The organism is Gammaproteobacteria bacterium (assembly GCA_034522055.1).
Lineage (GTDB): Bacteria > Pseudomonadota > Gammaproteobacteria > JAABTG01 > JAABTG01 > JAABTG01.
Map to the genome: position 1 here is coordinate 269468 of JAXHLS010000002.1, position 25257 is coordinate 294724.

Below are 25257 nucleotides of genomic sequence, written 5' to 3' on the forward strand. Positions count from 1 at the left end.
GGTCCATATTTGGTGAAAAAAAAGGCTCGGCGGCAGAATCTGTGGGTGAATGTTTCGCTCGCGGTAAGCGCCAACCCTATATAGATACACCACCACCTGTTCCTTCGGCACGGATGTAGGTCGGGATTCATCCCGACATTAAACCCTGCCGCTCATGCCACAGGCCGGGCCGGAACCCTCCGCCAGGGTTCGGTGTCGGGCTGAAGCCCGACCTACAGCCCGACCTACAGCCCGACCTACACAACACCCCCCACCGCCCATTCATTCGGCACGAATGTAGGTCGGGATTCATCCCGACAATCAAACAGGTTCCTTGGCGTTCTCGGCGTTCTTGGCGAGAGGAAATTCTCCTCTGCTACGCCCACGGACTCTGCGGGCGAGCTAACTCTCATGGCGATACGCGCCGCCCAAGATGATGAAAGAGGAGCGCGTATCGCCATGTTCGTTCCCTCACCCCATCCCTGTACTCCGGGCATCCTGCCCTGCGCCCTACGGGCCGCGCCAAGGCGCGTTCAAATCCGTTCCCGACGGATTTGTCCCAGAGGGAGAGGGGGAGTTCGTGCTTCGCGACTTTCACGTTAACGATAAGTCCGGGTGAAGGCCCCATGGGATCAATCCGGGGGATCAATCCAGGGCGTCCAGGGTCACGGCGGCGATGGCCCGCACCTCTTGTGGGCCGGCGCCGGCCTTCACCATGGTGCGCAGGCCCGCCACGTTGGTCAGGATATAGGCCGCCAGCACCCCTGTGTCCTTGTCGGGCGGGATCTCGCCGTCCGCCTTGGCCCGTTCCACGGCGCGCCGGAACACCGCCATGAACGAGGCCGTGCTACGGGCCACCAGATCGGCGACGACCGGATCACGGCCGGCGAACTCCGAAGCCGAGTTCATCACCAGACAGCCCCGCCGTGCCCCCGGTCCGCGGGTCTCGTCCGCGATGCCCATGAGTAGTCTTTCGACGAACACCCGTCCCGAGGGCGCCTCTGCCAGCATGGCATCCATGGTTTTCACCATGTAGGCGCTGTAGCGCTCCATGCAGCGTTCGAACAACGCGTGCTTGCTGCCGAAGGCCTGATAGAAACTGCTCTTGGACAAACCCGTGACGGCCATCAACCGGGCCAGGGAGGTGGCCTCGTAGCCCCGTCGCCAGAACAGCCCCATGGCCGCCTCCAGGGCGGCTTCGGGGTCGTAGCCCAGGGGTCTTCCGGTACTCATGAATGCATTTTGGACCAATCAGTCCGCTTTAGCAATGAGCCTTCTATGCCCACGCGGGGGCCGGCGGTGGCCTCATGGCCGGACCGGGTATGGCGATCATCGCCCGAAAACGTGCAGGGGGTTGAGGACCTGGCGGGCCTGGGTTCAGCTGTTGCAGGGCGAGCTGTGCGCCCGGCCGGCCGTGGGCCGGCTGCCGCAACCCATCTTGTGGCGGCGATCAGTTGCGGGCCTTGAGGTCCCCGGCCGCCCAGCACTCGAACAGGCGCTGGTCGGTCTGCCGCAACCGCCGGCACACCTCCCGGGCCACGTTCATATACAACAGGTTGAACTGCTCGACGCTGACGTTGTACAAGGCGTAGAGATGCTCCGATGTGATCTCGCAGGCGCTGCTGTCCTGCTGCGCTACGGCGGAGGTATTGCGTCCGGCGAAATCGAGCAGGGCCACCACGCCGAAGCAATCGCCGGGCGACACCTCTTTGAGCCTCAGGAGTTCGTCGCCGTGCTCGCGCACCAGGGACACCCGCCCCGACTCCAGCAGGAACAAAGATTCCGCGCCATCACCCTCATGATAGAAGAACTCCCCGGCGCGGCGGCGGTGCCCTATGCCCTTGCTGAGCACCAGTTCTATGGCATCCGCCGACAGTCCACCGAACAGGGGCATGGTCTGAAACGCGCTGATTTTTTCTTTGGTTATGGCCATCAAACGCCTGCGCATCCCGGTTCCAGAGACCTGCTATCCAGCACGGAGCGTGAACCTCCTGTGATGATCCCTGACATGAGTAGTCTAATCTGTGACCGGTTATCGATAATACGGTCCTCGGACCACCGCAGTTCAACCTCGGTGATCGGTTCGAGGACGCGACCGTAAAGGAGGACAATACGTTATGGAAGAGTCGCCGTAGCGATCCATACTCACCACAGCGCCCGCCGACAGCCGAACAGCGAGACGCGCGTCCCGCGTTCCATTGCCGCCCCATGTTATCCCGCACCCAGTGGTCCGCCATGAACCATCCCTACGATGAACACGTCCCAACCGCCGACGCCCGATCGACGGTCCCGGTGGATGCCCGAGGCCTCACCAAACGTTATCCCGCGGGCAAGACATTCAAGACGGTGCTCGAAGGCGTGGACCTGTCCATCGCCGCCGGGGAGTCGGTGGCCCTCCTGGGGCGCAGTGGCTCGGGCAAGTCCACCCTGCTCAACCTGCTGGCGGGCATCGACCGTCCCGATGGCGGCGAACTCACCCTCCTCGGCCGGCCCCTCCAGCGGCTGGCGGAAAGGGACCGCACCCTCCTGCGGCGCCGCCATCTGGGTTTCATCTACCAGGCTTTCAATCTCATCCCCACCCTCACGGCGGCGGAAAACGTGGGCCTGCCCCTGGAACTGAACGGCTGGCGCCGGGACGCCATCGCCCGGCGGGTCGAGGACCTGCTGGCGGAGCTTGGACTGGACCAGGCCGGTGACGCCTTTCCCGACCGCCTGTCGGGTGGTGAACAACAGCGGGTGGCCATCGCCCGGGCCCTGGCCCACGACCCGGCCCTGGTGCTGGCCGACGAACCCACGGGCAATCTGGATTCCGTCACCGGCGGACATGTGTTGGAGTTGCTGCTGACGCGGGCGCGGCGCGGCGGCCAGGCCCTGCTGGTGGTGACTCACAGCCTGGCGGTGGCCCGGCAGGCGGACCGCATGGTGGTGCTGGAGGACGGCCGCCTCACCGCGGGGGGCGCGGAGCTGGCATGGTGAACCCGGTGCTGGGCGGGCTGGTGCGTGCCAGTCGCCGCTACCTCACGCGCCATCCCTGGAACCTGATGCTGGCCATCGCCGGCATCGGCCTCGGCAGCGCCGTGGTGATCGCCGTGGACCTCACCAACGCCAGCGCCCGCACCGCCTTCCGGCTGTCCATGGAGATGCTTTCCGGCACCGCCACCCATCAGATCGCAGGGGGTCCCCGGGGCGTGGACGAGACGGTCTACGCCACCCTCCGACTGCGCCCCGGTAGCCCGCCGAGCGCCCCCGTAGTCTCCGGCGCCGTGACCCTGGGGGAGCGGAACTACACCCTCATGGGCATCGACCCCCTGGGCAGCGGCGCCTTCCGCGGGGACCTCGAGGGCATGGGGGACGGCGTAGTGGAACGCCTGCTGGTGACCCCGGGAGCCATCATGGTGTCCGCGTCCAGGGCGGCGGCCCTGGAACTCGAGGAGGGCGACGACGTGGTATTAGAAGTGGCGGGAGGGACGGCGACGGCCACCATCGCCGGTACCTTCCGCAGCGCCAACCCGGCGGCCCGGGACGGCCTGCTGGTGGCGGACATCGCCACCGCCCAGGAACTCCTGGGGCGCGTCGGCCGGCTGGACCGCATCGACCTCATCCTCGAACCGGGGATGGAGCAGGCCATGGCGGACACCCTGCCCGCGGGGCTGCGCCTGACTCCCGCCGCGGCCCGCACCGAGGCCGGCGCCCGCATGACCGAGGCCTTCCACATCAACCTCGCGGCCATGAGCCTGCTGGCCCTGCTGGTGGGGGCCTTCATCATCTACAACGCCATGACCTTCGCGGTGCTGAGCCGCCGCCCCCTGTTCGGCCAGTTAAGGGTCATCGGCGTGACCCGCGGGGAACTCTTCCGACTCATCCTCGGCGAGGCCCTGATCCTGGGCCTGGTGGGAACGCTCATCGGCGTCGTCTCGGGCATGGCCATCGCCCAGGGGCTCATCGGCCTGGTGACCCGCACCATCAACGACCTCTACTTCAGCCTCACGGTCAACCAGCTCCTGGTGAGTCCCACGGTGCTGGCCAAGGGGGTGCTGGTGGGCCTGGGCGCCACCCTGCTGAGTGCCCTGCTGCCCGCCCGCGAGGCGGCCCGCAGCGAGCCCGTCCAGGTGCAGAGACGCAGCGTGGTCGAGACCCCCATGACCGGCATCACCCGCCGCCTGGCAGTAGCGGGCCTCGGGCTCCTCGTGCTGGCGGCGGCACTGCTGGCCGTCGCCCCGCGGGCCCTGGTACCCGCCTTCGGGGCGCTGTTCATGGCGGTCATCGGCTTCAGTCTCCTGGTACCCGGCCTGCTGGTGGCCGGCGGCCGCCTGCTGGGGCCGGTGATGGGGGTCCTGTACCCCCCCCTGGGTACCATGGCCCTGCGCGGCATCACCCGCTCCCTGTCCCGCACCGCGCCGGCCATCGCCGCCCTGACGGTGGCGGTGGCGGGCACCGTGGGGGTGGGCATCATGATCGAGAGCTTCCGCGGCACCGTGGAACTGTGGCTGGCCCAGACCCTCACCAGCGACATCTACGTGAGCGCCCCCGAGAGCACCGACTCCCGCATCGCCGGGCGTCTCGACCCGGGGCTCATGGCCGGGCTGGAGACCCTGCCGGGGGTAGATGGGATCAGTCGGGGCCGGCGGGTCACGGTGGAGTCGGAGCACGGACCGGTGGAGATCCTGGCGCTGGCCATGAGGGACCCCGGGGATCGCGGCTTCCGCTTCAAGGGGGCCGTGGTGAATGACCTGTGGGCGGGCCTGGAGGATGGCGACTTGGTGTTGGTATCCGAACCCTACGCCTGGCGCCATGGCGTGGCGGCGGGAGAGCGGCTGGAGTTGTTCACGGCCACCGGCTGGCGCTCGTGGCGGGTGGGCGGCGTGTTCTACGACTACGGCAGCGATCGCGGCCTGGTGGTGATGCACCAACCCGCCTACGCCGCGGCCTGGGAGGACGACGCCATCTCCGCCCTCGGCCTCACCCTCGCCCCCGGTGCCACCCTCGACGCCGTGATGGCCCGGGTGGAGGGGCTGGTCGCGGCCACCGCGCCGGGGGTGCGGGTGCGTGCCAACCGGGACCTGCGGGCCTATTCCATGGAGGTCTTCGACCGCACCTTCGCCATCACCCGGGTATTGCGGCTGCTGGCGGTGGGGGTGGCCGTCATCGGCATCATCGGTGCCCTGCTGGCCCTCCATCTGGAGCGCTCCCGGGAGTACGGCACCCTGCGGGCCATCGGCGCGACGCCGCGGCAGATGGGCGGGCTGATCCTCCTGCAGAGCGCCCTCATGGGCCTGCTGGCGGGGGTGCTGGCCCTGCCCCTGGGGCTGCTCATGGCCCTCATGCTCATCAAGGTGGTGTACCTGCGCGCCTTCGGCTGGACCATGCAGACCCTCATCGGCATACCCCTGCTGGCGGAGGCGGTGGCCCTGGCCCTGGGGGCGGCCCTGGTGGCGGCCCTCTACCCGGCCTGGCGCATCGCTCGCACGCCGCCGGCCCTCACCCTGCGGGAGGAGTGACATGGGCCGGCTGATCATAGGGACCCTGGTCCTGCTGCTGGCGGCCTGCGATGCCCCGCCACCGCCACCCGCTACCATCCGGGTGAGCGATGCCCTGGGGGAAGGCGATACGGCGGGCTTTTCCCGTGCCCTCGAAGCCCGCACCTTCGAATTCCCCGCCGACCACGGTCCCCACCCGGGCTTCAAGCACGAGTGGTGGTACATCACCGGCAACCTGGACACGCAAGACGGCCGGACCCTCGGCTATCATCTCACCTTCTTTCGCATCGCCCTGGCGCCGGAGGCGGCGGACCGCGCCTCCCGCTGGGCCGCCCGGCAGGTGTGGATGGGACACCTGGCCCTCACCGATGTGGCGGCCGGGCGCCATACCGCCCGCGAGCGCATCGTGCGGGAGGCCCTGGGCCTCGCCGGCGCCGAGGCCGACGGCCGGCGCATCTGGGTGGAGGACTGGACCCTGGCGCGGGACCCGGACAGCGGCCACTGGCGCATCGATGCCGTCACCGACGTCTTCGCCCTCCACCTCGACCTGGTCCCCCTCAAGGCCCCGGTGCTCCAGGGCGAGGACGGGCTCAGCCAGAAGGGGGCGGCACCGGGCAACGCCTCTTATTACTACTCCCTCACCCGCATGGCCACCTCGGGCCACGTGGCGACGGATGGCAGCCGCCACGTCGTGGCGGGGCTGTCATGGCTGGACCGCGAGTGGAGCACGTCCGCCCTGGAGCCCGGACAGGCGGGCTGGGACTGGGTGTCCCTGCAGTTGGACGATGGCGCCGATATCATGTACTACCAACTGCGGCGCACCGGCGGTGGCGTGGATCCCCGCAGCCGCGGCGTCCACGTGGATGCCGCCGGCCGGCGCACGGACCTGTTGGCGAAGGACGTCGGCCTGACGCCTCTGGCGTGGTGGACGTCGCCCCGGGGCGGGCGCTACCCGGTGTCCTGGAGGTTCGAACTGGAGCAGCCACCCCGCACTCTGGAGCTGCGGGCCGTGCTACCGGACCAGCTCATGGACCTCAGCGTGCGTTACTGGGAGGGGGCCGTGGGGGTATTCGACGCGGCCTCGGGAGCAAAGATTGGACGGGGTTATTTGGAAATGACGGGCTATGATGAATGAAGGCGGCCTCGTCTCCGGTCCTCCCCACCGCGGCGGCGGGCCGAAGGCGAAGCCGATACCGTCAGCTGACGGACCGCAACATCCCCACGTCGATGATCTCGAACACGCGCGAGCCGATAGGGGTGGCGACGGTGATGCGCTCGCCCTCCTGACGGCCCAACAACGTGGCGCCCAGGGGTGATTGCACGGACAACAGACCACGCACCGGGTTCGATTCCCGTTCCTTCACCAGCCGGACATTCTGGATACTGCCGTCTGCCTCGTCCCGCAACATGACGGCGGAACCGAGGTGTGCCTCCATGGGATTGGGCAGAAGTTCACGCCTTTTCACAGCGCCTTGGTGGACCATTATCTCCTCCTCATCTTCCATCCTGACGCGACGGGACATCGCGCCACCGGACCGTACCGGTAAGAATTAAGATTAGACGAGCAGGGACGGATTGGAAGGAAACCTCGGGAAATTCGAGCCGTCTGGCACCAGAATCGCACAAGGCCCTGCCTGTTTCGGCCTCGATCCGGCGACCCCAGACCAGGCTTCGAGAGCGATGCCGGTGCGCCCCGTGGCCGCTCATGAGCCGGCCCTCCGGACGCGCCGGGAGAAGCCGCATACCCTCCGGCGTTCCCACCGGGGCCGGGGTGCACCGCGGGATGTCGGGCTGAAGCCCGACCTACATGCGGCGTTCCCACGGGGGCCGGGATGCACCTCCATGGCGCAGCCTCGTCGGCTATGCCCCGCTACGGTGCAGACGGCCCGACCACAGAAACGGTGTCAGAAACCGTTTTCGGGGCAGGCGCGCGGGCCGGCCGGTGTTCCCTCACCGGGCGCGGTGCGCCTCCTACCAGCTCTTGTAGGGCAGGAACTTGCCGTTCAGGGTGACCACCACCCGGTCCCCGGCGGGGTTTTCCTGTTTCTGGATATCCATGCTGAAGTCGATGGCGCTCATGATGCCGTCGCCGAACTTCTCGTGGATGATCTCCTTGATGGTGTCGCCGTAGACGCCCACCATCTCGTAGAGCCGGTAGACGACCGGATCCGTGGGCACGAGCTTGTCCCAGCTCTTGTGGGGAAACTCCTGCAACGCCGCAGCCACCTCGGGACCGAGACCGAGGGCGCCGGCCACGCCCTCGGCCGGTCCGGCCTGCAGGCTGTTCATGCCCAGACAGGCCGAGCAGGTGAACTCGGGGGCCAGCCCCGCCGCGGTCCCCAGGGCCTCCCAGGTGGTGCCCTTGGCCTTCTTGGCCTCCAGGATGGCATCGCGCATCTCGTCTTTGGTCATGATTCGATCTCCACACGTATTCAATTGGAATGAAAAGCACCCGGGAATATACAAACTTCATGCCATGACCCCCCCCGCCCACCACCAGCGCCGCAGCTTGCGCGCCGTGGTCGGGAATGACCCCGCAGACGGGGCCTGACCGGGGCGGTGGCAGCCTCTATAATCTGCGCCAAACGATCACGGCGAGCCGCACCGCCCCGCATGGCGCGAGAGGAGCGGAGATCACCGCGTTCGTCTCCACTCCCCATCCCGCCCCGAGGGACAGGGAGGGACTTTACTTAGCGACTTCATACGTCAACCTCCACCACGGCCCGGGAGGCCCCATGGCCAAGACCCTCATCATCGGCTCCGGATTCGCCGGTTGCACCGCGGTCCGCACCCTGCGCAAGCAGGGCTATGGAGATGACATCACCGTACTCTCTCCGGCACCGGAACTGTTCTACTACCCCAGCCTCATCTGGGTGCCGGCCGGCGAGCGCACCGAGGCCGATCTGCGCATCGATGTGCGCAGCTTTTTCGCCCGCCACGGCGTGGAGCACGTGGCAGGCACCCTCACCGGCCTCGATGCCGCCACGCGCACGGCGCGCACCGAGAACGACGAGTTCAGCTACGATTACCTCATCGTGGCCAGCGGCGGGCGTTACCTGCGCAAGCTGCCGGGCATCGAGCACGCCCATATCGCGTGCGCCGGCTGGGGCCCCACGAAGGCCTTCAGCGACCGCCTGGCGGAGCTGGACGGCGGCGCCCTGGCCTTCGGCTTCGCCGGCAACCCCAAGGAGCCCTCTGCCATGCGCGGCGGCCCGGTGTTCGAGTTCATGTTCGGCACCGACACCCTGCTGCGCCGCCAGGGCCGGCGCGAGCGTTTCAGTCTCACCTTCTTCAGTCCCGCCGAACGACCCGGCCAGCGCATGGGCGACAAGGCGGTGGACCGGCTGCTGGCGCAGATGGCGAGGCGTGACATCGCCACCCACCTCGGCCACAAGCCCCAGCGCCTGGAGGCGGACCGGGTGGTCACCGAAGGCGGGGAGGTGCCTGCCGACCTGATCCTGTTCATCCCCGGCATGACGGGCCCCGACTGGGCCGCCGGCAGCGGCCTGCCCCTGTCCGCAGGCGGCTTCATCCAGGCCGACGCCCAGTGCCGGGTAGCGGACACCCAAGGCGTATGGGTGGCAGGCGATGCCGGCAGCTTCCCCGGTCCCGAGTGGCGGCCCAAGCAGGCCCACATGGCGGACCTTCAGGCCGAGACCGCGGCCAAGAACCTGATGGCCCACATCCAGGGCAAGCCCCAGGATCACACCTTCCGTACCGAACTCATCTGCCTGGTGGATACCCTCGACGCCGGCTCGGTGGTATACCGTGACCCCAAGCGCAGCATGATGCTTGGCGCGGGAGCGCCCGTGCACTGGATGAAGCAGGCCTTCGAATGGCACTACCTGCGACCCTACCGGCGTCAGGCGAGGACCTGACCCGTGGATCACGGCGGCGTTGCGACGGCCGCGCTCAGCGAGGAGACACGAGCCCCATGGAACGCATGACCATTTCCCTGGACGACGAACTGGTGGATCAGTTCGAGCAGTTTCTCGTCACCCGGGGTTACCGCAACCGCTCCGAGGCCATTCGCGACCTCATCCGCGAGCGCCTGGAGGCGGAGCGCATGAAGGCCCCCGACGGCGGCCACTGCATCGGCACCCTGAGCTACGTCTACAATCACCACGAGCGCATGCTGGCCAGCCGCCTCACCGAGGCCCAGCACCGCCACCACGACCTGGCCGTCTCTACCCTCCATGTCCATCTCGACCACGACAACTGCCTCGAAACCGTCGTGCTCCGCGGCCCCACCCGGACGGTGGAGGAGTTCGCCAACTCCGTGATCTCCCAGCCCGGGGTGCGCCACGGCCGGCTCTATGTGGTACCGGTGGAGATCCGGCAGGACGCCCATGCCCACGATGACACCGGCACGGGCCATTCCCATACCCACACCCAGCCCATCACGTGAGCGCCAGCAGCGCCGGCCACCATCACGGACATGGCCCGCCGCCGGTGGCGGATGGACCGCCCCTGATCGCCCTCGAAGACGTCACCTTCCGTTACCCGGACCGCCCCGTGCTGGCGGCGGTGGACTTCCACATCCACGCCGGCGAGCGGGTGGCCGTGGTGGGCCCCAACGGCAGCGGCAAATCCACCCTGCTCCAGCTCATGGTGGGACTGCACCGGCCCCAGGCGGGCCACATCACCGCCTTCGGCCGGCCCTGCCGCACGGAGCAGGAATTCCGCGCTATGCGCCGCCGGGTGGGCCTGCTGTTCCAGGATTCCGACGACCAGCTGTTCTGCCCCACGGTGGAGGAAGATGTGGCCTTCGGCCCCCTCAATCTGGGGCTCGACTCCGCGACCGCCCTGGCACGGGCTCACGCCACCCTGGGAACCCTGGGTCTGGACACCCTCGCCGGGCGCGTCACCCATCGCCTGTCCGGAGGCGAGAAACGCCTGGTGGCCCTGGCCGCGGTGCTCGCCATGGAGCCCGAGGTGCTGCTGCTGGACGAGCCCACCAACGGCCTGGATACCGCCACCGAGGAGCGCCTGACGGCCCATCTGGAGTCCCTGCCCCAGGCCATGGTCTTCGTCTCGCACGACAACCGCCTGCTGGCCCGCATGGTGACGCGGGCGGTGCTGCTCCACGAAGGCCGACTCCACGCGGCCACCATGCACAGCCACCCCCACACCCATGCCCATCTCCACATCCACGCCCCCGGTGTCCCCGCCGACCATCGCCACGGTGCACCGCCCCATTCCCACCCTCACGAGGCGAAAGGCTGAAAAGGCATGGGCCGCCGCGTCGCTCGCTGGAAATCGCGGGATCGCTGCGGAGTCGGGCATACTGCCGTCTCCGGCACCGGACGACTCGCGTCGATGGGACCCAGAGAGGGTGCCGCGGAACGGGCACCATGCCATGACCCTGCATATCCGCCACGGGGACGTGTCGGACATCCCCGCCCTCGACCAACTCGAGCGGGCCTGCTTCCACGGGGATCGCATCTCGCGGCGCCAGTTGCACTATCTGGTCAAGAAGGGCAATGCGGCGGTCCTGGTGGCCGAGGAGGACGGCCGCCTGGTGGGCGACGTAGTGCTGTTGTTTTCCCGCGGCACCTCGGTGGCACGGCTCTATTCCATCGCCGTGGCCGACCACATGCGCGGCCGGAGCGTGGGCCGCGCCCTGGTGACCGCGGCGGAGAAAGAGACCTGGGCCCGGCCGCGGGCCTATCTGCGCCTGGAAGTGAGAAAGGACAACACTGCCGCCATCCGCCTCTATGAGTCCCTCGGCTATCGCCGCCTGGGGGAATGGCCGGGCTATTACGAGGACCACATGGACGCGTGGCGCTTCGAAAAATCCCTGTCGCCGCATCTGCACCCCGACCTTCCTGCCGTCCCGTTCTATCGCCAGACCCTCGAGTTCACCTGCGGCCCCGCGGCCCTCATGATGGCCATGAAGCACTTGCGTCCGGAGACCGGCCTGTCGCGGCACCTCGAACTGCGGCTGTGGCGGGAGGCCACTACTATCTTCATGACCTCCGGCCATGGCGGCTGCGGGCCCTTCGGTCTCGCCCTGGCGGCGGCCAGGCGGGGCTTCGGCGCGCAGGTGCATGTCAGCGGCGACGGCGTACATTTCATCGCTTCGGTACGTGACCCGGAGAAGAAGGAGGTGATCCGCCTGGTGCAGGAGGACATGCAACTGGAATTGGAGGACCTGGGGGTGCCCATCACCACTGGCGCCCTCACCGTGGAGGACATGGAACACCGTTTTCACGCCGGCGGAATCCCCATCGTGCTCATCAGCTCCTGGGCCATCTACCAGGAACGTATGCCCCACTGGGTGCTGGTGACGGGCTTCGATAGCAACTTCGTCTACGTCCATGACCCCTACGTGGATGAGGAGGAGGGCGAAACGCTCATGGACTCCATCAACATGCCCATCGGCCGCGCGCAGTTCGGGCGCATGGCCCGCTACGGCCGCGTCGGCCTCCAGGCCGTAGTGACCCTGTACGCCGGGTCCGCCGCCGAGGCCGTGGTCTGACGCGGCGATGACACAGCCCGGAGGCCGGTAGTGTCCGAACACCTGTTGCTGGTGGAGCGTCTGAGCCATTGGAAGCCCCACTATCCCAATTTCAACGTGGAATCCGCCGCCCGTTACCTGTCCGATCCGACGTGGCAGGACCGCCGCGACCTCCGGGTGGTGAATCTGTGCCGCACCCAGCGTTATCTCGGCGAGGGCTATTACTGCTCCCTGCTCGCCGAGGCCCGCGGCCACCGCATCATCCCCACGGTACGCACGGTGCGCGACATCAGCGGCCGCTCCCTGTACTCGCTTGAGACCGCCGACCTGGATGACCGGGTGCAGCGCATCCTGGGGCGGCGCAAGGCCGGCATGGAGACCACCGCCTTCTCCATCACCATCCTGTTCGGCCAGAGCCAGGTGACCGATCTCCAAAACCTGGCGCGGGAGCTGTTCGAGATCTTCCGCGCGCCCTTGCTCAAGGTGGACTTCACCCTCAAGGGTCACTGGCGCATCAAGGCCATCCGCGCCCTCGGGCTCCAGGAGCTGGAAGCCTCCCACGAGGCGGCCTTCTTCGCCGCCCTCGAGGCCTATCTCAACAAGCGCTGGCTGGCCCGCCGGGGGCGCAAGCCGGCACGTTATGACCTGGCCATTCTCCACGACCCGGAGGACAAGTTGCCGCCGTCGGACCCCAAAGCGTTGCGGGCCTTCGTGCGCGCCGCCACCAGGCTCGGCATGGATGCGGAACTCATCACCCGGCGCGACTTCGGGCGTCTCGGCGAATACGACGCCCTGTTCATCCGCGAGACCACCGCCATCGACCACCATACCTACCGCTTTTCCCGCAAGGCCGCGGCCGAGGGCATGGTGGTGATGGACGACCCCGAGTCCATCCTGCGCTGCACCAACAAGATCTACCTGGCGGAACTCCTGAAGGGCCATCGCGTGCCCACGCCCCGGACAGTCATGGTGCGCGCCGGCGAGCTGGATGCCCTGGAGCAGGCCATCCCCTATCCCATCGTCCTCAAGGTGCCGGACGGCTCCTTCTCCCTCGGGGTCTTCAAGGTGGCGGACCGCACCGAGCTGGAGGCCATGGCCAAACGCCTGTTCAAGAACTCCGAACTGTTGCTGGGCCAGGCCTACACCTACACCCCCTTCGACTGGCGCGTGGGCATCCTCAATCGCCAGCCCCTGTTCGTCTGCCAGTACTTCATGTCGGCGGACCACTGGCAGATCTACGACCACGCGGGCCCGGTCACCAATGGCAAATGGCACACCTTCGCCCTCGCCGAGGCCCCGCCCAGGGTGGTCAAGACCGCCCTGCGGGCGGCAAACCTCATCGGCGACGGCTTCTACGGCGTGGACCTCAAGGAGACCCCCAAGGGCGTGGTGGTGATCGAGGTGAACGACAACCCGAGCGTAGAATCGGGCGTGGAGGACGAGGTTCTCGGAGACGCTCTGTACCTGAAGGTGATGGAGGAATTCCTGCGGCGCCTCGATGCCCGCCGGGGCCGGTGAAGCCCCTCCGGGGCCGCGCCGAGGGCTCCGGCGTCCGACGGGTGACTGAATGCCGCAGGGGCTTGCCGGACTCCCTGCATTGTGAAATAGTCCGGGACGATCCAGAGAGCCGGGCGCCATGCCGGGTACCGCGACGGATGTTCGGTGCCGGGAAAGGACTGCCCGGAAATAAAACCATCGCAGTGAAGGTCACCCCATTCGGACCCTGTACGGGCACCCCCGGCATGCAGCGTGTCGCCCATCTGTAACGCCGGTCCCTGGGGGCAGTGCCGGCACTGCCTGAGAAGGCGCAGGACGGGCCCCCGGCGGCGGGCCCGGGCGCCCCATGATAGGCCATGGTCCACAGCAAACCCGTTGCACACCCCTCCCGTGATCGCCGGCCGCGCCAATCCGACGTGGCGCTGGTGGTGGTGGGCGGCCTCGCCATCGCCGTGGCCGCGACCCTGGCCGGCGGCGCCCTGTTTACCGAGCAGGCCGCCGCGCGCATGGCTCGCAACCAGGCCCTGGTGGCGGCCCTCGAACTCACGGATCTGTGCCTATTCACCGAGGCCCGCTATACCCGCCACCTGACCCAGGCGGATCTCCACACCCCGTTCCAGGACGCCCCCTACTCCCTGGACCATTTTCCCTCCGGCTCCGTCGTGGGGCCGCCACCCGGGATCACCGCCCATGTCCGTATGGATTGAGCGCCAGCGCTACCTCATGGACTACACCCTGGCGGCCATGGGGCGGCGTTGGGCACGCAATCTCGGGCTGGTGGCGGTATACACCCTGCTGGTGTTCGTGCTGGCCTCGGTGATGATGTTCACCGATGCCATCCAGCGCGAGGCGGGTCTCCTGCTGGAGCAGGCCCCGGAGGTGGTGGTGCAGCGCATGGTGGCGGGGCGCCACGACCTCATTTCCGCCGCCTACATGGCGGACATCGAGGCCATTCGCGGCGCCCGCCAGGCGCGGGGGCGGCTGTGGGGCTACCACTTCGATCCCGTCACCGCCGCCAACTATACGTTCATGGTTCCCGCCGCCGATGCCCCGCCCGCCGGCGCGGTGGACATCGGCAGCGGCTTGGCGCGGGCCCGGGGCGCGGCGCCCGGCGACGTATTGTCTTTCCGCGGCCACGACGGCGGCCTGTTCACCTTCGAGGTGCGGCGCCTGCTGACGCCGGAGTCGGAGATCATCACCGCCGACGCCATCCTGGTCTCGGAAGCGGACTTCCGCGCCTTCTTCGGCATCCGGCGCGGGCTGTTCACGGACATCTCCCTGCGGGTGCGCAACCCGCGGGAGGTGACCAAGGTGGCCGAGAAGATCGTGGAACGCTTCCCGGATACCCGCCCCATCCTGCGCTCTGAGATGCAGCGCACCTACGCCTCCCTGTTCGACTGGCGCCAGGGTCTGGTGCTGGCGGTGTTCTCCGGGGCCCTGCTGGCCTTCGCCATCCTGGCCTGGGACAAGGCCTCGGGCCTGTCCGCCGAGGAACGCCGCGAAATAGGGATCCTCAAGGCGGTGGGTTGGGAAACCGCCGACATCATCGCCATGAAGACCTGGGAAGGGGCCCTGGTGTCCGTGACCGCCTTCCTGCTGGGGGTGCTGCTGGCCTATGGCCATGTCTTCGGCGCCTCCGCCGTCATGTTCGAGCCAGTGCTGAAGGGCTGGGCCACCCTTTACCCGCGTTTCACCCTGACGCCCCGCGTCGATCTGTTCCAACTCGCGGTACTGCTGTTCCTCACCGTGGTGCCCTATACCGCGGCCACGGTGGTGCCCAACTGGAAGACCGCGGTCACCGATCCCGACGCCGTGATGCGCTGAGGCGCCATGATAGAACTTCGCCAGGTCAGCAAGGTCTTCAATGAAGGCAGGCACAACGAGTTCACCGCCATTCGCGACGTGTCCCTGGAGGTGGCCGCCCGCCAGGTCACTGTGTTCACCGGGCCCAGCGGCTCGGGCAAGACCACCCTGCTCACCCTGGTCGGCTGCCTGGCGCGACCCACTTCGGGGCGTGTCCGCCTCGAGGGCCGCGACATCTCGGGTCTGCCGGAACGCTTCCTGACGGAGGTGAGACGCCACAGCTTCGGCTTCGTATTTCAGCACTTCAATCTCATCAGCGGTCTGTCGGCGCTGGAGAATGTCATGCTGCCCGCCTATCCGCTGGGCCCGCCGCGCCGCGGGCTGGTGACCCGGGCCCTGGAACTGCTGGAGCTGATGGCCCTGTCGGAACGGGCGGAGGCGCCGGTGGAGTGGCTGTCGGGCGGCGAGAAACAGCGGGTGGCCATCGCCCGCGCCCTCATCAACGACCCGCCGGTGCTCATCGCGGACGAGCCGACGGCCAACCTGGACACGGCCATGTCGCGGGACTTTCTGGCCATCCTGGAGGTACTCGTGGACCAGGGCAAGACGATTCTCATGACCAGCCATGACCCCCTGGTGTACGAGGCCGCCCTGGTGGATACGGTGATCGCCCTGCGGGACGGGCGCGTGGAGGCCGGGGCGTGATTTTCCAGCCGGCCATCATCGCCCTGGTGCTGGCGGACTTGGTGGGCCTGGTGTTCCTCGCCATGGCTTCCCTGTTTGCGGTGCGGCTGCTGCGCCATTGGGAACCGGCCAGCGGCAGCGCCCTGCAGCTGCGGCTGGAGCGCCGCACCTATTTGATGTCCACCCTGGTCACCTTCGTGCTGCTGACCCAACTGGGTGCCCTGCTGTTGTTCGTGCTCAACGCCGAGCGCATGGCGCCCCTGTTCGTGGGCGCCATGTGCGCGGTGGGCACCCTCAACGCCAACGATTTCGGCTTTCCCAGCCTCAACCTGCGTATCCTGCTGTTCTTTATGGCCGCCGTGTGGCTGATCATGAACCGCCTTGACAACCGCGCCCCGGACTACCCCCTAGTGCGGGTCAAGTACGCGCTGCTGCTGGTGGTGGCGCCACTGGCCGCCGTCACCGCCGGGCTGCAGCTCGCCTATTTCCTCAACCTGGAGGCGGATGTCATCACCTCCTGTTGCGGCACCCTGTTCAGCAGCGACCGCGACGCCGTGGCCGGCGACCTCACGGGCCTGGCGCCCGGGCCCACCATGGCGGCCTTCTACGCCGTCCTGGGCCTCACGGTAGCGGCCGGCCTGCTGTCCCGGCGCACGCGCTGGCTGCAGCGACTGTTCCTGGTACTGGCGCCGGTGGCCTTCGTGACTGCGATCCTGGCGGTGATCTCCTTCATATCCCTCTATGTCTATGAACACCCCCATCACCACTGCCCCTTCTGCATGCTGCAGGCGGAGTACGGTTTCGTGGGCTACGGGCTCTACATCCCCCTGTTCCTGGCCACCGCCCTGGCCCTGGGCCACGGCGTGACGCGCCTGTTCGCCCGCACCGCCTCCATGCGGGCCATCGTGGATACCGCGGGCCGGCGCCTCGACACCATGGCCACCTTCCTGTTCGCGCTGTTTCTGGTGGCCGTCACCTGGCTCATCGCCAGTTCCAACCTCATACTCCTGGGAGGCTGACATGCCCCTGCCCCGCCCCATGCCCTGGCTCCTGCTGTCCCTCGCCCTGACTCTGCCCGGCTGCGAGCAGGGCCAGCGCCTGGCCCAGGGCGACCCCGCACCGCCCTTCGAACTGGTGGATCTGCAGGGCGAGCGGCGCGCATTCCCCGAGGATTTCGCCGGCACCCCCGTGGTGCTCCGTTTCTGGGCCGACTGGTGCCGCTTCTGCAGACAAGAGATGCAGGATGTGGAGGCCGTCTACCAGGGCTACCGGGATCGCGTCGCCATCCTCGCCGTCAACGTCGGCCAGGACCACGACACCGCCCATGACTTCGTCACCGCCATCGACATCAGCTATGACACCCTGCTGGACCGGAAATCCGAGGTGGCCGGCGCCTACGGCGTGGTGGGCCTGCCCACCACCTTCTTCGTGGACCGCGACGGCCGCATCCGCGCCAAGATCCTGGGGGAGGCGGACAGGGAGACCTTCGAGCGCATGCTGGTGGAGACCCTGTGAGGGACGCCGCCCCCAAGGCACTCCGGGCCTGCGAGCTGTGCGGCCTCACCGTGTACGAGGACCGCCACCTGCTGCGTAGCGCCGGCCACCTGCTTCACTTCTGTTGTCCCGGCTGTCGTCAGGCCTACGTGATCTCACGCGCGGTCCACGACGCGGAATTCCCCGCCGCCACGACTACATCCGGGTACCGGAATCCGTGAGCCCCGAACTCAATTACGCCGCCGCCTTCATGGCGGGGATCCTGGGCAGCGGCCACTGTATCGGCATGTGCGGCAGCCTGGTGTCGGCTTTCTTCATGAGCGTCAACAAGGACGTGGAGAACAGGAGCGTGCTGCCCTACGTGGCCTACCACGGCGCCCGGGTGGGGGTATACACCCTGGTGGGTGCCCTGGCGGCGCTGCTGGGTCTCGCCCTCACCTCCACCGGCATCATCGGCAAGACCCAGGGGATCCTGCAGATCGTGGCGGGCGTGGTGGTCATCCTCATCGGCCTCGAGGTGCTGGGGGTGAGCCGCCTGCGCTTCGCCGTCAGCTTCCTGCCGGCACGGCTGGTGCGTAGCGGCTTCAGTGCGGCCATGAAACGGGGGCCGGTGGTGGGCTCCATGATGGGTGGCACCCTCAACGGCTTCATGCCCTGCGCCCTGACCCTGGCCATCGCCGTCAAGGCCACCACCGCCGCCAGCGCCCTCGAGGGCGCCCTGCTGATGGCGGCCTTCGGCGCCGGTACCCTGCCCTCCATGATGTTCGTGAGCGTGCTGTTCGGCCGTATGGGGGCGAAGTTCCGCGGCGGCCTGATGAAGGCCGCCGCCTTGATCGTCATCGCCATGGGCGTGGCCACCGTCTACCAGGGTGTGCGCTACACCATGGTGATGAAGGACCTGGCCAACTGGTGAGGCTAATGGCAGCCCGCGCCCTTGCCATCCTCATGACCCTGGCCCTGCTGGCGGGACCCGCCCTGGCGGGCCCCGTAGACGTCCCGCAGCCGGGCCCGCGGGCCAGCTGCCCGGTGTGCGGCATGTTCGTCGCCAGGTATCCCGAGTGGGTCGCCACCGTGATCTTCAAGGACGGTCATGTGCATCACTTCGATGGCGCCAAGGACCTGTTCAAGTTCCTCTTCGCCCTGGACAAGTACGCGCCGGGCCACCGCCCCGGGGACATCGACATCATCGCCGTCACCGATTACTACGATCTGGAGACCATCGATGCCCGCGAGGCCTGGTTCGTCATCGGCTCCGACGTCTACGGGCCAATGGGCCACGAACTGGTACCCCTGAAGACGGCCAAGGACGCCGCCGGCTTCAGCGCCGATCACGACGGCCGGGCCACCCTGCGCTTCGACGACATCACGCCGACCCTGATACGGCACGTGGACGAGGGCCGGTTCGACGACCCGAAGGCGCCCGCCAAACCCTGAACCGTCCGTGTCGGGATCCATGCCGGCATCCAACCCGGACTTTACAACCAGGAAACACGCGAAAGGCAGGAAAAAGCAAAAGTGCAAACCACGAAAGACACGAAACATACGAAATAAGGCTGTAGATCGGGCTTCAGCCCGACAGCCCGCGGCCGGTTCCACCCCGGCCCAGGGCACATACGGCAGGGTTGAATGTCGGGATGAATCCCGACCTACATCCGTGCCTCAGGAACAAACGGGGGTGGTGTTCTTGTAGGTTGGGCTTCAGCCCCACAGCCCGCGGCCGGTTCCACTCCGGCCCAGGGCACATACGGCAGGGTTGAATGTCGGGATGAATCCCGACCTACATCCGTGCCTCAGGAACAAACGGGGGTGGTGTTCTTGTAGGTTGGGCTTCAGCCCGACAGCCCGCGGCCGGTTCCACCCCGGCCCGAGGCATATACGGCAGGGTTGAATGTCGGGATGAATCCCGAATCTACATCCGTGCCTCAGGAACAAACGGGGGTGGTGTTCTTGTAGGTTGGGCTTCAGCCCGACAGCCCGCGGCCGGTTCCACCCCGGCCCGAGGCATATACGGCAGGGTTGAATGTCGGGATGAATCCCGATCTACATCCGTGCCTCAGGAACAAACGGGGGTGGTGTTCTTGTAGGTTGGGCTTCAGCCCGACAGCCCGGGGCGACGAGGCACGGCTGTCACTCATCGGACAACGTCCGGTTCATGAATGCCTTAGAATGAGAGGGTTTCATGAAGTCGGCCCATGCGGGCCGTCCAAGCCCATCACAGCCCCATGGAATCCCTGGTCATGACATCCCAACCCCGCGAAATCACCACTCCTTTCAGGCCCATACCCCTGGACGTGCCCGAAGGCATGGCCCCCAACGAGTTCTTCAACAGCACCGAGAACCTCGAAGACCTGGTGCATAACAACGGCCTGCTCAACAACCCCGAGCACCTGTTGCTCTATCGCAAGGCCCTCGGCCACAGCAACGAGTTCGACTGCTCCATCATCTACAACACCTCCAAGATTATCCTCGACCCCCTGGGCCGGCCCGTGCGGCGCACCCAGGTCCCCCAGAACGTGCGGCAGGTTTGGAACCGCATGAACCAGGTGATACTGGACTACATGGTGGAGCAGTACCCGGACCCCGGCCGGCATCTCATCCTCGCCGGCGAGGCCAGTCTCGACGCCACCTGGCCCCTGACCTCCAAGGGGGTGCCCAGCATCCGCATGCTCCACAACCACTTCATCGCCTTCGACATGGACCAGCTGCGCGGCGCCCCCGCCGCTGATTCCCACGATCCCAACCTCACCGACGGCGGCCAGCACAGCCTGTTCCAGGCCTACATGCGGGACGTCTATCGCGAATTCTTCGACCGTGCGCTGGACCTCTCCATCCTAAGGCCCGCGAGTGCGGAGGCTTCTTGTATCGCCCTCACGGGTTATCCCCAGGGTCTGCCCAGCTGGGAGATCGACGGCGGCATCGACGCCCTGCGGGAGGTGCATTTCTGGAAGGAGTACGACGCCGTGCTCCAGGGCTTTCTCGACTTCTATCGCACCTTCTTCAGCCAGGTCTCCACCCGCAATGCCCCCATGCCCCGGGACATCTATTACCCCGACGCGGTGGAGAATGTGCTGCTGTTCGACAACGACTTCCTGAAGACCGCCAAAAAGGTACGGGACCACTGCATGAGAGACGCCCGCTACGCCAACGCCATCCGCTGGCAACCCGCCTTCAAGCAGATCATCTACCGCAACGACGAGGGCCGGCTCATCGTCACCATCAGCCAGAACTCCATCGGCAACGCCATCACAGAACTGCTGGGGGTGGTGGTCAAACGGGTGCCCGATGCCGCGGCCTACGAGGAGCGGGAGCCGGCGCTGCTCGAACGCCTGCTGGAGTTGCGCCGGCGCCTGGTCGAGGTGGATTTGGGGGAGGGCATCGAGACGCCGTATTGGGGGGCGGCATGAGGCCGGTTGAATGGTGAATCAATTGTAGGGTGGAACAAGCGCAGCGGTTCCACCGTGGCGACGCTGGCGGCATGCCCCCGGCGCCTGTTGGCCGGTGGGTCCGCTGCGCTTGACCCACCCTACGTCGCCTGGGTGCGCGGGAGCCTCCAGCCGCCCGAGACTCGTATGCCTCGATCCCAGGGAAACCCCGGATAGGACGATCTCCTTACAGAACTTCGCCGCTATAGGCGCTAAGCCTTTGTACCTGTGACAGATTCCCGGATTGCCCACACATCCTGTGGAAAACTCTGTGAACAGATTGGGTTAAATATCCCGCAAACGGGATGGTGGCGCGTTTTCTGTCAGATTGGTGAAATCTTGTACAGCCACCAGTTTTCAATGAGTTAGGGCAAAGAGGGTCGGCGTATGACTGATCCGCCGACAGACAAGCGTGGGGTCAGGCCTCTAAGGGAATGCGTGTGCATAAGTCAACCCCGAATATGCCTTCAGTCGAAGACCCCGGCGGACATTTATCGCACCTCAGGAGCCCCGGGCTTTGAAGATCTCAGACGGATTCGAGAACACGGCCCTCGATGGCCGCCGCCACGCCATGAGCATCGGCGTGTTGGATGATGTCGAAGGCAGTGCCGGTGAAGGTGCCGGCACGCCGTCCCCGGCCAGCGCCGGGCCCACGCCCTCGACCTCCACCCGGGACACCAAATCCCGGACGCCGCGACCATCGGCGCCGGTTTCCTCGATGGCATGACAGTAGAGGGCGAAATCGCTGGCGGCCCGCAGGCCGCCCGGCAGCATGCCTTCGGGCAACTAGTCGGATGCCTCTTTCAAGCACCAACTGATTGGGTGCAAAAGCCCAGCTGCGGGTGCCGCCCCGTCACCATTTGAGAACCGGGTCCCAGACGCCCTCGCCCCTGACCACGATTGAGGTGTTCGGTGAACTTCGTCACGGAAGTGTGACGTCAGGGGCGTACTATCCGGTCCGTAGGCACACACGGGAGGATTCCCAACAATGCATATTTTCGCTACCCCCGGACATGCCAGCCATCGCCTAGACGATGAACCCACCCCGTCCTCGCCGCCCTCTCGGTCCATCCAGACTCAGGAGGCGTTCGAACATGAGCACGCCAAGAGGGCGTTGTTTCGGGCCCTCGGTGAGGCGTCACCCGTGATCATGGTATTACTGGTGTTGCTGGTTTTCTCTCTCATCTACTGATACCCGTCAGGCTCCGGCGAGCCGACACCGGAAGGGCCGCTCGAGCGGCCCTTTTCTTTTGCCGCGCGCGACGGATGCCGCCGGGGCCGCCCGCCGGTCATCGCAGGATCAGCAGCACCACCACCCCCATGACCGCCGGCACCACCATGGGGACCCAGACCGCCATACTGCGCATGATACGGCGGCGGGCGGGGTCGGGGTGCGCTCTCGACACGACAGGGGCGCTGTACCGGGGGGTTCCTCCATCGAGCATGGCGTGCTCCATCGGACGTTGCGGGGTGAGGCCGCGGGCGGGACAGGCGCTCCGGCGAGAGGCCGGGACTCGCCGCGATGAACACCTGCCCCTGCGATGATGCGCATGGTATGACGCGACCCTTTGCAGCGCCGTGACAGGCGGGACACGCAGCGATGCCCGCACCACCGCCACGGCGCTCCATGACGCGTCCCGAACAGGACACCATCGACGACGCCGCGCACGGGTTGGCAAACGACCACACGCCGGGATTATGCTTGGCGCCGGTTATTCGAGATAACTACGGCAGATCACTCCGGCGCAGGAACGCGATTGGGCCGGGTACAAGGAACCCCCACACCCCCGAGGCATCACCATCCCCATGACAGGTACACGCTTCACGGTTGAGATCCAACCCATCATTCCCCCGCGTCTGGCGCGACTCGCGGAGCTGGCCAACGACCTCTACTACTCATGGGATCGCAGTGTGCGGGGCCTGTTCAGGCACCTGGACCCCGAGTGCTGGACCGCCTGCGCCCACAATCCCAAGCTGTTCCTGCGGCGGGTGCCCCAGGCCAGGCTGAACGCCGCGGCCACGGATCCCATGTTCCTGGCGGAGTTCGGGCGCGCCGTGTCCTCCTATGACATCTACCTCCAGGAGCATCCCCGCCAGGCTTACGGGAAGTACCTGCCCCACGACGACGACCTCGTAGCCTACTTTTCCGCCGAGTTCGGCTTCCATCAGAGCATGCCCATCTACGCTGGGGGCCTGGGTATCCTGGCGGCGGACTACTGCAAGGCCATGAGCCACCTGCGGCTGCCCTTCGTCGGCGTGGGTCTGCTCTACCACCAGGGCTACTTCACCCAGCGCCTCACCTGCGACGGCCACCAGCAGGCGGAATACGTCCATCGCGACCCCGAGGATCTGCCGGTCAGCCTGGCCCGCGACACCGCGGGCGAGCCCCTGCGGGTGACCGTGCCCATCGCCGAGCGCGAGGTGGTGCTCCAGGTGTGGCTGGCCAAGGCGGGGCACATCCGCCTCTATCTGTTGGACAGTGACCTGGTAGAGAACCACGCCGATGACCGCGGCATCACCTCCCAACTTTACGGCGGCGACCGCGCCAACCGCATCCGCCAGGAGATCGTACTGGGCATGGGCGGCGTGCGTGCCCTGCGCGGGCTGGGGTTGAAGCCCAGTGTGTGGCACATCAATGAGGGCCATTCCGCCTTTCAGATCCTGGAACGCTCCCGCGAACAGATGGCCACCGGGCTGGACTTTGCGGGGGCCGTGGAACGGGTGGCGGCGGACACGGTATTCACCACCCATACCCCGGTGCCGGCCGGCCACGACATCTTCGAGCACGACCTCGTGAACCATCATCTCGGGCGCTTCCTGACCGACCTCGGGGTCGAGGTCCCCAAGGTGCTGGCCCTCGGGGCCTATCCCGGCGACCCGCGGGGCTTCAACATGACGGCCCTGGCGCTACGGGGCTCGCGCTTCCACAACGGTGTCAGCCGCATCCACGGCGGCGTAGCCGCCGAGACCGCCCGCTTCCTGTGGCCCCAGGTGCCCGTGGCCGAGAACCCCGTCGGCTACGTCACCAACGGCGTGGACATCAGCACCTTTCTCGGCCTGCCTTGGATGTCCCTGTTCGACATGTATCTGGACGGCGGCTGGCGCGCCCGCCTGACGGATGAGGCCTTCTGGGCCCGCTTCGTGGAATCGGTACCCAACCATGTCTACCGCAGCGTCCACCAGATCCTGAAGGCGGACATGCTGCAGGACTGCCGCCAACGCGTCGCCGTCCAGTACCGCCGCGCCGGCTGTTCGGATGCGATAGCGAAGCGCCTGGAAGAGGCCCTGTCGCCCGCTCGTCTCAATACCCTGGTGGTGGGCTTCGCCCGGCGCTTCGCGACCTACAAACGCGCCACCCTGCTGTTTCGCGACCTCGACCGCCTGGCCCGCATGGTGAATGACCCGGCCCGTCCCGTGATCTTCATCTTCGCCGGCAAGGCCCATCCCAGCGACGAGCCCGGGCAGGCCCTCATCCGTGACATCCACCGCATCAGCATGCGACCGGAATTCCTCGGCAAGGTGATCCTGCTGGAGGACTACAACTTTTCCATGGCCCGCCGACTGCTTCCGGGCGTGGACCTGTGGCTCAACGTGCCGGAGTATCCCAAGGAGGCCTGCGGCACCTCCGGCATGAAGGCGGCCATCAACGGCGTCATCAACCTGAGCGTGCTGGACGGCTGGTGGGGCGAGGCCTACGACGGCGAGAACGGTTGGGCCATCACGCCCCATCCCGAGCTGGATGGCGCCACCCGCGACGAACAGGAGGCCGCCGCGCTGCTGGATATCCTCGAGCATCAGGTCCTGCCCGTCTATTACGATCGCCGCAGCGACGGCGAGCTGGGACCCGACGGCAAGCACCACGACTGGGTGGGCATGAGCAAGGCGGCCATGAAGACCACCATCCCGCGTTTCAATTCCCAGCGCATGGCCCTGGACTACCTCGAGCACTACTACGCCCCGGCGGCCGCCCACGGGCGCCGTCTGGCGGGTGCGGACGGGGACAACGGCGGGGCCCGCGAACTCGCCCGCTGGAAGACCCGGGTATGCGCCGCCTGGCCCGGCGTCTCCGCGCGCCTCGCCGTGGAGCCCCCCGCCGCCATCACCACCCGCGATCGGCTGGTGCTGGAGGTGGATGTCGAGTTGAACGGCCTGCCGCCCGACCAGGTGGCGGTCGAATGCCTCATGGGGCAGGAGGACGTCTTCGGCACCTTCGTCGCCGAACAGGAGTTCCGACTCGTGCCCGGCGCCGTGACGGGCACCGCCGCCCGCTTCTCCTGTGACCTGTGCGCCGGTGACGATGCACTGCGGCTGAATGGGCTGGAGCATTACAGGATACGCATATACCCTACTCACCCGCTGCTCGCGCACCGCTTCGAGCACGGCTGCATGGACTGGTTGTAAGACACCGTCCCGGAGAACAGCTATGACGAACATCCACCTT

23 protein-coding genes are annotated in these 25257 nt (G+C 67.1%); 18 read left to right on the plus strand and 5 right to left on the minus strand.

All coding sequences use genetic code 11. The features are described 5' to 3' along the window. Positions 1-624: 624 nt before the first annotated feature. Together U5S82_01375 and U5S82_01380 are read right to left on the minus strand one after the other, a co-directional pair. A complete protein-coding gene (locus U5S82_01375) occupies positions 625-1212 on the minus strand; it encodes a TetR/AcrR family transcriptional regulator (GenBank protein MDZ7750319.1) in 588 nt (195 codons plus the stop codon). A gap of 217 nt (positions 1213-1429) precedes the next feature. Continuing rightward, complete coding sequence (locus U5S82_01380) at positions 1430-1912, minus strand: Crp/Fnr family transcriptional regulator (protein ID MDZ7750320.1); 483 nt, start codon at positions 1910-1912, stop codon at positions 1430-1432. A gap of 302 nt (positions 1913-2214) precedes the next feature. Here U5S82_01380 and U5S82_01385 point away from each other — a divergent pair, with 302 nt between their 5' ends. The 3 genes from U5S82_01385 to U5S82_01395 are packed head-to-tail and all read left to right on the plus strand — an operon-like array spanning position 2215 to position 6591. Continuing rightward, positions 2215-2955 (plus strand): ABC transporter ATP-binding protein, encoded by a 741-nt coding sequence (locus U5S82_01385; GenBank protein ID MDZ7750321.1) that lies wholly within the window; start codon positions 2215-2217, stop codon positions 2953-2955. Further along, positions 2949-5477, plus strand: coding sequence for an ABC transporter permease (locus U5S82_01390; GenBank protein MDZ7750322.1), 2529 nt, complete (start codon positions 2949-2951; stop codon positions 5475-5477). The genes U5S82_01385 and U5S82_01390 overlap by 7 nt, the downstream gene beginning before the upstream one ends. Before the next feature lie 10 nt (positions 5478-5487). Further along, positions 5488-6591, plus strand: coding sequence for a lipocalin-like domain-containing protein (locus U5S82_01395; protein MDZ7750323.1), 1104 nt, complete (start codon positions 5488-5490; stop codon positions 6589-6591). A gap of 61 nt (positions 6592-6652) precedes the next feature. Here U5S82_01395 and U5S82_01400 read toward each other — a convergent pair whose 3' ends face one another. Continuing rightward, positions 6653-6940: a GreA/GreB family elongation factor gene (locus tag U5S82_01400; protein ID MDZ7750324.1), complete on the minus strand. Its 288-nt coding sequence runs from the start codon at positions 6938-6940 to the stop codon at positions 6653-6655. 487 nt (positions 6941-7427) lie between these two features. Beyond that, a complete protein-coding gene (gene cynS, locus U5S82_01405; protein MDZ7750325.1) occupies positions 7428-7868 on the minus strand; it encodes a cyanase in 441 nt (146 codons plus the stop codon). 323 nt (positions 7869-8191) lie between these two features. Here cynS and U5S82_01410 point away from each other — a divergent pair, with 323 nt between their 5' ends. The 14 genes from U5S82_01410 (at position 8192) to U5S82_01475 (ending at position 20798) form a co-directional block, all read left to right on the plus strand. Beyond that, entirely contained in the window at positions 8192-9334 is a 1143-nt protein-coding gene (locus U5S82_01410; GenBank protein MDZ7750326.1) for an FAD-dependent oxidoreductase, read from the plus strand. 56 nt (positions 9335-9390) lie between these two features. Beyond that, positions 9391-9864 carry a nickel-responsive transcriptional regulator NikR gene (gene nikR, locus U5S82_01415; protein ID MDZ7750327.1) on the plus strand — a complete coding sequence of 158 codons (474 nt, stop codon included), beginning with the start codon at positions 9391-9393 and terminating at the stop codon, positions 9862-9864. Between the two features lie 44 nt (positions 9865-9908). After that, positions 9909-10682: an ABC transporter ATP-binding protein gene (locus tag U5S82_01420; GenBank protein MDZ7750328.1), complete on the plus strand. Its 774-nt coding sequence runs from the start codon at positions 9909-9911 to the stop codon at positions 10680-10682. 133 nt (positions 10683-10815) lie between these two features. After that, the gene (locus U5S82_01425) at positions 10816-11937 is read left to right on the plus strand and encodes a peptidase C39 family protein (GenBank protein ID MDZ7750329.1); all 1122 of its coding nucleotides are present in this window, start codon (positions 10816-10818) and stop codon (positions 11935-11937) included. Between the two features lie 30 nt (positions 11938-11967). Continuing rightward, positions 11968-13434 carry a RimK family protein gene (locus U5S82_01430; GenBank protein MDZ7750330.1) on the plus strand — a complete coding sequence of 489 codons (1467 nt, stop codon included), beginning with the start codon at positions 11968-11970 and terminating at the stop codon, positions 13432-13434. A 335-nt stretch (positions 13435-13769) separates the two neighbouring features. Then, positions 13770-14120, plus strand: coding sequence for a hypothetical protein (locus U5S82_01435; protein ID MDZ7750331.1), 351 nt, complete (start codon positions 13770-13772; stop codon positions 14118-14120). Further along, positions 14104-15237, plus strand: a complete 1134-nt coding sequence (locus tag U5S82_01440; GenBank protein ID MDZ7750332.1) for an FtsX-like permease family protein — start codon at positions 14104-14106, stop codon at positions 15235-15237. Before U5S82_01435 ends, U5S82_01440 begins: the two co-directional genes overlap by 17 nt. Positions 15238-15243: 6 nt before the next feature. Next, positions 15244-15921, plus strand: a complete 678-nt coding sequence (locus tag U5S82_01445; GenBank protein ID MDZ7750333.1) for an ABC transporter ATP-binding protein — start codon at positions 15244-15246, stop codon at positions 15919-15921. After that, positions 15918-16919 (plus strand): hypothetical protein, encoded by a 1002-nt coding sequence (locus U5S82_01450; protein ID MDZ7750334.1) that lies wholly within the window; start codon positions 15918-15920, stop codon positions 16917-16919. The genes U5S82_01445 and U5S82_01450 overlap by 4 nt, the downstream gene beginning before the upstream one ends. Before the next feature lies 1 nt (position 16920). Next, positions 16921-17415, plus strand: coding sequence for a TlpA disulfide reductase family protein (locus U5S82_01455; GenBank protein MDZ7750335.1), 495 nt, complete (start codon positions 16921-16923; stop codon positions 17413-17415). After that, a complete protein-coding gene (locus U5S82_01460) occupies positions 17412-17615 on the plus strand; it encodes a hypothetical protein (GenBank protein ID MDZ7750336.1) in 204 nt (67 codons plus the stop codon). Before U5S82_01455 ends, U5S82_01460 begins: the two co-directional genes overlap by 4 nt. Further along, positions 17612-18307, plus strand: coding sequence for a sulfite exporter TauE/SafE family protein (locus U5S82_01465; protein ID MDZ7750337.1), 696 nt, complete (start codon positions 17612-17614; stop codon positions 18305-18307). The genes U5S82_01460 and U5S82_01465 overlap by 4 nt, the downstream gene beginning before the upstream one ends. 5 nt (positions 18308-18312) lie before the next feature. Next, on the plus strand, positions 18313-18828 hold the full coding sequence (locus tag U5S82_01470; GenBank protein ID MDZ7750338.1) for a nitrous oxide reductase accessory protein NosL: 516 nt from the start codon (positions 18313-18315) through the stop codon (positions 18826-18828). Positions 18829-19631: 803 nt separating this feature from the next. Beyond that, the gene (locus tag U5S82_01475; protein ID MDZ7750339.1) at positions 19632-20798 is read left to right on the plus strand and encodes a hypothetical protein; all 1167 of its coding nucleotides are present in this window, start codon (positions 19632-19634) and stop codon (positions 20796-20798) included. A gap of 519 nt (positions 20799-21317) precedes the next feature. Here U5S82_01475 and U5S82_01480 read toward each other — a convergent pair. Then, on the minus strand, positions 21318-21602 hold the full coding sequence (locus tag U5S82_01480; GenBank protein ID MDZ7750340.1) for a hypothetical protein: 285 nt from the start codon (positions 21600-21602) through the stop codon (positions 21318-21320). 1020 nt (positions 21603-22622) lie between these two features. Between U5S82_01480 and glgP the strand changes: the two genes are divergently transcribed. Further along, the gene (gene glgP, locus U5S82_01485) at positions 22623-25217 is read left to right on the plus strand and encodes an alpha-glucan family phosphorylase (protein ID MDZ7750341.1); all 2595 of its coding nucleotides are present in this window, start codon (positions 22623-22625) and stop codon (positions 25215-25217) included. The last annotated feature ends 40 nt before the right edge of the window (positions 25218-25257 follow it).